Origin of the sequence: Shewanella sp. 10N.286.45.A1, from assembly GCF_041470405.1 — a bacterium.
Lineage (GTDB): Bacteria > Pseudomonadota > Gammaproteobacteria > Enterobacterales > Shewanellaceae > Shewanella.
Map to the genome: position 1 here is coordinate 1 of NZ_JBFRMK010000087.1, position 9204 is coordinate 9204.

A 9204-nucleotide genomic window follows, 5' to 3' on the forward strand; every position below is an offset into this window, starting at 1 on the left:
CACCTAAAAAGCGTAAACTCTTACGTCGATATTAACTATATAAAGGTATCACTCGGGCTTGTTCAACACTTGGGATAAGGACGCGGCTGCGCGCGGCCTATCCTTATACGTTATAACGATTTTTCGCGATATGTTTCTATAGTCATTAGAAATTCATTGGGTGAATCTACGCCTAAATAAATGAGCTTACCCGAATTAAGCTTAATCTCAATATTTGGATTACCAGCTAAATTGAATCTACTAACATTAGCTAACCGACGTATGAAAATTGAATTAGATTGAACGTGGGCAATTTCACTTAAAGCAATCCTTAATGGATTCCAAACACCATACCTCACAATAATGCTGTCCGGAAGAATTGAAATAGGCCTAATTGCAATAGCTTTATACTCTGCAATAAAAAATACTAAACCAAGAAGAGTTAAACCCGTTGTGACATTAGCCGCAAGCGGTGACCATAAAAAATGTAACAGCAAATGCATTACGGGTAGTTCAAATAAAATCATTAAAATAAAGCCTAATTGATTGCTTTGAGCGCCATCTTTTTTATGACAGCTAAAATGACTATTACCAGTAAAACTTTGTTGTCTTATCTTTTTTGAAAATAACGCGTATGTCCAAACTCGCGCCTCAAAAGAGAGTAAAGAGCTTATAGCACCATTCCCTAAGATTCTTTCAATTGGTTTTGATATAGCCAAATCAGGATCTTGCTCTTTGGTAAGAGAAGCTTTGATCGCAAAAAATACGGTCAAAATAGTGGTAATTTCTAAAACGATAAACACAGCTAAAGCAAGATAGCGCAATGATTCAAGGTAAGGCCATACAACCTTTGAACTTTCAGGAATTACAAAGCTGCCAAGAAAAATAATTAAACAGCTGTAGGCAACAGCTTTGATAGCGGCTTTTTTCTTATCTTTAACAAACCAAAAACATAAAATAGGTAAGACAACTAAACCATCGATTAGCAAAAGCCATTCTGATTTTTCTACGCCATATCCATTAAGAGCATTGGTGCTTTGATAGTAAAAAGCCCAGAAAACAGAAATAACTACAAAAAATATAAACGGGATATTCTTTTTAGTTAAAGTTTGCACCGATGCTCCTTATCGTTATAACGCCGTTTTAAGCGGAAAATTGCAGTTGACTAAAATAAGTGAGGCACGAACAAAAAGCCAACTGTAATTTGTCCGACTTGAAAACCCTTGTTATACGGGGATTACCACTGAACCAATATTACTTGTAAAGCCACCAACCTTTACACTGATCACCGTCGAATTATTGGTTGCAACAGATGCAGTAATCATAGAAGTACAATTCATAGCTCTGCCTTGTTCAAAAACATAGTTACTGTCTAAAGCTAAATGCTCCGTGAGATAACAAGCTAGAGCACCACTAGAACTGCCAGTAGCTGATTCTTCTGAAATACCAAACAATGGCGCAAAATTACGACAGCTTGCTGTAATTTCACTTTCCCGATCACAAAGCTCAAAAACATGAAAACCAACAACTTTATGCTTTTTGCAAAAATCAGAAATAAGCTTATCATCTGGCATTATTACATCTAAACATCCTTTAGGAACAGGAATGATAACATCAGGTAGTCCTGTTGAAATAACTTCAATAGGTAACTTCGTACTTTTTAGTAAGTCACTTTCAATGCCAATAACATTTGAAATTTCTCGATATGAAAAGCAATCTATTTTTTGAGGCAATTTCTGATCCATTACTACCTTGCCATTTGACTCGATGTTCACTGACAGCATTCCAGCTTTCGTGCGTTGAACATAAGAGCCAGCTGTAAGAATACCCTTTTGGTACATTGTGGAAAAAGTAGCTAATGTAGCGTGACCACAAAAGTCAACTTCTCCTATCGTAGTAAAGAAGGAGACTTCATAATCAGCTTCGCCATCGCTGGAAACAAAAGCTGTTTCTGAATATCCTACAGCTTGCGCAATTTTTAGTTTTTGAGCATCCGATAGTCTATCAGAGTTCAAGACAACGCCTGCAGGGTTTCCGCCTTTTCCTTTAACAGTAAATGAGTTTACCAAAGCAACTTCAATATTCACCAAATTTCCCTTCACCGTATAACGCCCTAATAATGGGCAAAAAATTGTTGGCTAAAATGTTGAGGAACGAAAACAGCCAACTGTTTTTTGTCCTTATTTATTAGCTTGTTATGTTTTGGCATTCACATTACCTGATAATTCTTCTTGTTCCCAGAAGACATCAAGTAAATCCTCACTAAATTCCGTTTTAGAATCTCCATTTATGGAACTTAACTCAAACTCTTTAAATTCACTATTAAAGTGTCCACCAGAGCTTATTATTGAGAGTAGTGATGAAACTCCATTTTGAGCACCTAACCTAATAAATTCCGATAATACTTTTCTAGTTTCATTATCCGCTTCCTTCCAATATTGAAGTAAAGGCTTTATTGAGTTATCAGAGCACTTTTCAATATCTACTTTCGAGAACTCTTTCGCATAATCAGAAACCAATTCATTTATACACTCATCTCTAACACCAGATATAAATTTGTCAGGATTCACCTAATTTCTCCGAAAAACATAACAGCTTATTCATTAGTCGCTCGATAACGTTCTTAGCAAATCGTTAGTTTTTTAACAAACTATCACTGCTAAGGTATTGCTGTAAATAAATAATTTCTAAGGTCAGGCGACATAAACTGCCTTATTGAGTGCGGAGAAAGAGAGCCTAGGTTGTTCAATGGGTCCGTGTATCAATTTTTTACATTTTTCATAAGGCTGATTTTTAAAGATTTTGTGAAATGTAAAAAAATTATCGATGCCTCGCAGGACAGTTTCTGGCATCTTTATTTACGCCATCCTTGGCCATTCTGCGGTTTCACCTGAGCTTCAAGATGGGAGGAATGCCTAACTCTGTATGCAACGGGGCTGGATATGAAGGCCTTAACTGCATCTTCACTAGGTTATTAAAGAGTAAATACTTAGCACTTGTGTTTTAGCTTTAGCGGTTTTTCCGTAAACATCTGAGCCTAAAAATATTTCAATGAACTCAAAGAATCAAATCTCCCCCCGTTGGAAATTTTGCTTTTCAAATTTCGCCGGGGCGCTGAGGGATTGCCAAGGGGCGCAAGCGCTTTGCCCCTTGGCTCGGGTGTGGGCGAAGCGCCACGACTTTGATTTAGATTTGGTTTTGAATTAAGAAATAATAGCCATTAATAATAGGATCTAACACGTTTTGGGGCAAAACTGAGTATCAAAAACTTACAGAACACATCGGTTCCCCATCTAAATTGCCGAAGTACGAGGAAGATAACTTCGCCGGGGCGTTGAGGGATAGACCCTCTGTTACAAGAATGAGCCAAGCGCCACGACTTTAATCAGACGTAGTCTGATGCACTAGAAATGTAGCGGAAGCTTGAACAAACTAACCCAAAAGCAATTTTATGAATTGCTACCTAGTCATCAACTGTCCCTTGATAAAAACGTGACACATTTTTACTAACCCTAGCCCATTCTGATGCTAGAGACCGCTGCTGATGGTAGTCAAAGGCTTGCTGGTCAACAAACTCCTCATGAACCTCATAACGCCTAGGGTCGATGTTTGATGGGGTAACACTAAAAGTCAGGCAACCCGGTTCAGCAAGCGTGAGTTTAATGTGCTCCGGTAATGCTTGTGTGACCGCCTTAAGGTCGGCTTCGGGGATAGAGATGAAGCCAAATACAGTTATGGTAGACAATCTAATATCCTTATATTCAAAGAGTAAATAACCACTTTATCCAGACTAAAAACTATCACAGGATAGATGTTTTCATGTTTCTGATTAGTATCACCAGCTCCATCACAAGCAGCTCACCCCATGCCGCTATAAGCTTGCACTAGCAAAACTCACTCTACCAGCCATAAGCGTTAACAAATACGCCGCTGCGTACTATTTAATTTACGGTGAACCATGACATCGGTTGAAATAAATCACAAGCTAACCCTGTCTCCTCATTATCCATACACTACCAATAATTTAATATGAATATTAATAATTTAGTCACTACCTTGTTAGTTGGAGTTATTGCGAGCATTGCCTTTATTTGGATCCAACCTTTATTTGGCATGCTCACTTTAACGTCAAGGCATGCTGCTGCCTATGTGGATATTGGTGGTTACACTGAAGCTATAGCCGTCACCTTATCCTGGATAGTCCATGTGAGTGTTTCGATATTTTATACGCTAGTTTCGCTGTTGATTTACAACTTAAATCACTCTTATTTAGTCAATTTTTTACAAGTAGTACTGTTGGGGTGGTTAACCACACTCCTAGCCACTCCAGCTAACGAATGGGTTGTAAAACTCATTACCACTGGACAGCTACCTGAAATCGATTCTCTATCAGCGCTAAATACTCAAGTTGGACCTAAACTGTGGCTACATATTCTGTTTTTTATCATGGTCGTTATTGGAATATCCATTATAAAAAATAGCAGCTTGCTGAACTCTGCACAGGCAAGAAAAACGTAACCGTTTTGCCTGATGAGAAGGAACTCCCCCTCCTCTTCGCCCAGTCTCTTTATAAAGAGACGGGGCGAAGCGCAACAAACACCGACCAGCTCACACACCAAAAAACAACAGAAGTCGCTAGCGCACACTTCTATTAGCCTTTGTGAATTTGCTTGCAAATTTAGCACAAACTTAAGCTGCATTTTCTGCGTAAAAAAGGTGCACAGGTATACTCAAAGTCACTCATTTCGCCGAGTCCACACTCAAAGCACCGCAGTGACAATTGAGACTTAGTGTTTCAATACCTTGTCGCAAGCTGTGAGCCCTATAACTAAAAGGCCCTTGCGATGAAACAAATTACTATTGATGGCAAAACCCTCACTGCCAATCAACAAAACACCTTACTCGATACTGCGTTAAACGCCGATATCGCGATCCCTAATTTGTGTAAAAGCCCTGCAGGCTCTTTAGTCACTAACACTAAGCAACATTGCGACTTGTGCCATGTTGAACTTAAATCAGCCAACGGCGAGCTCTGTTCAGTACGCGCCTGCGAAACCAAAATTGCCGATTTAGATGCTCAGAATATTGAAGTTATCACTCAATCTGCAGCGCTAAGCAAACAGCGTAAAGCGGCATTACACAATATACTTTCTGACCACTTTGCAGATTGTGAAGCGCCCTGCCAAACCGCCTGTCCTGCAGGTGTTGATGTGCAATCTTACCTGTACCATATTGCCCAAGGCGATCATCAAGAAGCGGTTAAAGTCATCAAACAAACACTGCCGCTGCCGCTATCTATCGGCCGTGTTTGCCCGGCATTTTGTGAAACAGAGTGTCGACGTGGCTTAGTCGACGAGCCTGTGGCGATTCGCCAACTTAAGCGTCACGCTGCCGATCTCGATCTTGAAGGCGACACCCCTTACGTGCCCGCCAAAAAAGCGCCGACCAATAAAAAGGTCGCCATCATAGGCAGTGGCCCTGCCGGTATTTCTGCAGGATATTACCTGTCGAATAATGGTCATGAGGTTACGGTATTCGAATCTATGCCCCAAGCTGGCGGCTGGTTACGATATGGCATTCCTGAGTACCGTTTGCCGAAAGCGATTCTCGACAAAGAGATAGCGCTGTTATGTAAAAATGGCTTAGACATTCAAACCAATGTTCGCCTCGGCCGTGATATCCATTTAAACGGGCTACTAAGTGGTTATGACGCCGTTTGTTTAGCGATTGGCGCACAAAAAGCGGTGCCGATGAACTATCCAGGTATTGAACTTGATGGTTGCTACTTGGGCGTCGATTACCTTAAAGATTATTGTACCGAACAACAGTACCGCACTGGCAAAAAAGTCGCCGTTATTGGTGGTGGTAACACTGCCATAGATTGTGCCCGCACCGCCAAACGCGATGGCGCAGATGTCACCTTAGTTTATCGCCGTACTCGCGATGAGATGCCTGCCGAGCCTTATGAGATCCATGAAGCGGAAGAGGAAGGGATTAAGTTTCACTTCTTAACCAACCCTATTGAGAATCACAGTGATGAAGATGGCCGCGTTAACCGGGTCACTTTTGAAGTAATGGCACTCGGCGAGCCTGACAGCTCAGGTCGTCGCTCGCCAAAACCAACCAGCGAAACCTTTACTGAAGCCTTTGATACCGTGATCCCTGCTGTATCTCAAACGCCAGATATGGAGTTTCTCAACCATCCTGACAGTCAACTGGCCACCGGTGAGATAGCCCTTACCCGCTGGAATACTTTTGAAGGTTGCGAGCATACAATGTCAGCAGGGCTTGCGGCTGGGCTTGATAAACTGTTTGTGATTGGCGACTCTCGCACGGGCCCTGCCACCGCGGTTGCAGCAGTAGCTGATGGCAGAAAGGCCTCTGATGCGATTGAGAAACTACTGACCCAGGGCCTTACTTGCGAGCTTGAAAAGCAGCCTTTTAACTCGACTAAAGCCTGCAAAACCAGTCAGCTTGAAACACTCAACGCTCAAGCCATGTATCCCGATACAAACATTGAACCACGCAGCAAGATGCCTGAGCTTGCCAAATTGCAGCGGGCATTAGACTTTAGTGAAGTTGAGTTAGGTTTTGCCGCCGATGAAGCGATGAAAGAAGCCGCGCGCTGTCTTGAGTGTGCATGCCAAGCCAATACCGATTGTAAACTGCGCGATTATGCCACTGAGTACAAAGTCAAAGCAGCAGAGCTCGATATTAGTGAAGCGCAGCACTTTAGTGTCGACAATAGCGCGCCATTTATTACTTTCGACGCAAACCGCTGTATTAGCTGTGGTGCCTGTGTAGAAACCTGCAAAGGTGCTAGCGGGCATCATGCAATTTGCTTTGAGAAAGATCATTATCAAGCGCTGCCCGCTATAGAGGGTGCAAGCAAGCGCAATGCGCCAAGAGTTGGCTTTAACGCCACCATGAACGACAGCGATTGTGTGCAGTGTGGTAACTGCGTGCAGGTATGTCCAACAGGTGCGCTGGTTGACTCACGGGATAAAACCCAAGGGCTAACGACCGAGCTAAAAGCGCCACTTGAAACGGTGTCGACTATTTGCACCTACTGCGGTATTGGTTGCCGAGTAGAGATGCATGTAGATAAACAGAAGAATCAAATCCGCCACATAAGCGCTGACACAGATTCACCCGTCAACGCTGGTATGCTGTGCGTGAAAGGACGTTTTGGTTTCGATTTTGTCAACAGTGATAAACGACTCACCACACCGTTAATTCGCAAAGAAGGAGTGCTCACCCCTGCCAGTTGGCCAGAAGCTATCAGCTTAATTGCAGAGAAGTTCACTAGCATTAAAGCCGAACATGGTCGCAAATCAATAGCGGGACTTTCGTCGGCGAAGGCCACTAACGAAGATAACTATGTGTTCCAGAAGTTATTTCGCAGTGTGATTGGCAATAACAACGTCGATCATTGTGCACGGTTATGTCATGCCTCTACCGTTACCGCCCTGCGCGAAAGCTTAGGCAGTGGCGCAATGACCAATGACATTCCCAGCATTAAAGAGTCTGATCTGATTTTTATTATTGGCTCAGATACTGAAAGTGCGCATCCTATCATTGCCTCACACATAAAACTGGCGCTACAAAATCATGGTGCACGCTTAATCGTTGCCGATCCGAAAAAGGTTTCTATTGCTGATAAAGCCCAGCTTTATGTTGCGCAAAGGCCTGGCACCGATGTAATGCTACTGAATGCAATTATGCAGCAGATCATCAAAAACGACTGGCACGATTTAGATTACATTCAACAGCGTGTTGAAGGTTTCAGTCAGCTTTTCGATGAGGTGATGAGTGACGATTATAGCCCTGAAAATACCGCGTTAATCTGCGGCGTAAGCGCAGCTGATATTATCGAGATGGCTCGATTAATTGGCACAGCTAACAAGACCGCCATCTATTATGCCATGGGGATCACCCAGCACACTTCAGGCCATGACAATGTCACTGCTATCTCTAACTTGCAGCTGTTGTGTGGCAATATCGGCATTAAGGGCGCAGGTATTAACCCATTACGTGGTCAAAGCAATGTTCAAGGTGCGTGTGACATGGGGGCACTGCCAAATTACTTCAGCGGTTACCAAAAACTCGATGACCCTTTGGTACAACAACGATTTAGAAAGGCCTGGGGCAAAAATGAGCTTTGCTCAGACAAAGGCGTTTCTGCCACCGAGATGATGCATGGGCTTGCCCATGGCGAACTCAAAGCCTTGTATGTGGTGGGTGAAAACCCGGTGCTGAGCGATCCAGATCAAAAGCATGTTCTCGCTGGTTTAGCAGCGGCAGAATTTGTGGTGGTACAAGATATCTTCTTAACTGAAACCGCAGAGCTTGCCGATGTGGTGTTACCTGCTGCAGCCTTTGCAGAAAAACAGGGGCACTTTACTAATACCGAACGCCGAGTGCAGCAGCTGCTACCAGCAGTAACGCCGCCGGGCGAGGCGATGAATGACTGGCAGATAGTGCAGCAGATCGCACAAAAGATGGGTGAAGACTGGCAGTATCAATCTGAACGTCAGATCTGGCACGAAATAACCTTAGTGACACCGCAATACCGTGGTATCACTTGGAAAGTCATCGACAGTGAAACAGCTAATGGCCGACAGGGTTTGCAGTGGCCTTGCCCAGCAGAAGGCCATCCAGGCACACCAATACTGCACAGCAAGCAATTTACCCATGGCAAGGGGAAGATGCGCCCAGTGCAATATCGCTTACCAGCAGAGATGCCTTGTGATGAATACCCGCTGATGTTGTCGACCGGACGCTTATTGGAGCAGTTCCACACCGGCACCCTCACCCGTAAAACGCCAGGACTTAATGAACTGGGCGCACCACGGGTGATGATATCGGTCTTCGATGCTGAGCAGCTGCAGATAAACAACGGCGATAAGTTAAAGCTATCTACCCGTCGCGGTGAGATAGAGATCGATGCCTTTGTGACTAAACGGGCACAAGCTGGGGTGATTTTCTTGCCGTTCCACTTTGCTGAATCGGCGGCGAATAAACTGACCAATAATGTGTTAGATCCAGTGGCTAACATCCCTGAATTTAAAGTTTGTGCAGTGAAGGTTGAAAAAGTGGCTAAGGTCGACAGTGCAGCACTTGTGTAGCAAGTGACTAGGGGCTGTTGATCTTTCGAGCTTAGTTTTTGTTCGGTTCTTTACCGTAAGGAATAATGCTTCTAGTGCAAGGCTTGAGCGATAAAGC

The 9204-nt window shown here is 43.5% G+C and carries 6 protein-coding genes; 2 read left to right on the forward strand and 4 right to left on the reverse strand.

The window, feature by feature from the left end:
* Window positions 1-110 precede the first annotated feature (110 nt).
* From AB4238_RS07825 to AB4238_RS07840, 4 genes are all read right to left on the reverse strand, one after another.
* On the reverse strand, window positions 111-1094 hold the full coding sequence (locus AB4238_RS07825) for a hypothetical protein (RefSeq protein ID WP_372032672.1): 984 nt from the start codon (window positions 1092-1094) through the stop codon (window positions 111-113).
* A 111-nt stretch (window positions 1095-1205) separates the two neighbouring features.
* Window positions 1206-2066 (reverse strand): PhzF family phenazine biosynthesis protein, encoded by an 861-nt coding sequence (locus tag AB4238_RS07830; protein WP_372032673.1) that lies wholly within the window; start codon window positions 2064-2066, stop codon window positions 1206-1208.
* Between the two features lie 108 nt (window positions 2067-2174).
* A complete protein-coding gene (locus AB4238_RS07835) occupies window positions 2175-2549 on the reverse strand; it encodes a hypothetical protein (protein WP_372032675.1) in 375 nt (124 codons plus the stop codon).
* An 893-nt stretch (window positions 2550-3442) separates the two neighbouring features.
* Entirely contained in the window at window positions 3443-3724 is a 282-nt protein-coding gene (locus tag AB4238_RS07840) for a putative quinol monooxygenase (protein ID WP_372032676.1), read from the reverse strand.
* A gap of 284 nt (window positions 3725-4008) precedes the next feature.
* Here AB4238_RS07840 and AB4238_RS07845 point away from each other — a divergent pair, with 284 nt between their 5' ends.
* Both AB4238_RS07845 and fdhF read left to right on the forward strand, forming a co-directional pair.
* A complete protein-coding gene (locus AB4238_RS07845) occupies window positions 4009-4497 on the forward strand; it encodes a hypothetical protein (protein WP_372032678.1) in 489 nt (162 codons plus the stop codon).
* A 326-nt stretch (window positions 4498-4823) separates the two neighbouring features.
* On the forward strand, window positions 4824-9107 hold the full coding sequence (gene fdhF, locus AB4238_RS07850) for a formate dehydrogenase subunit alpha (RefSeq protein ID WP_372032680.1): 4284 nt from the start codon (window positions 4824-4826) through the stop codon (window positions 9105-9107).
* Window positions 9108-9204: the final 97 nt, after the last annotated feature.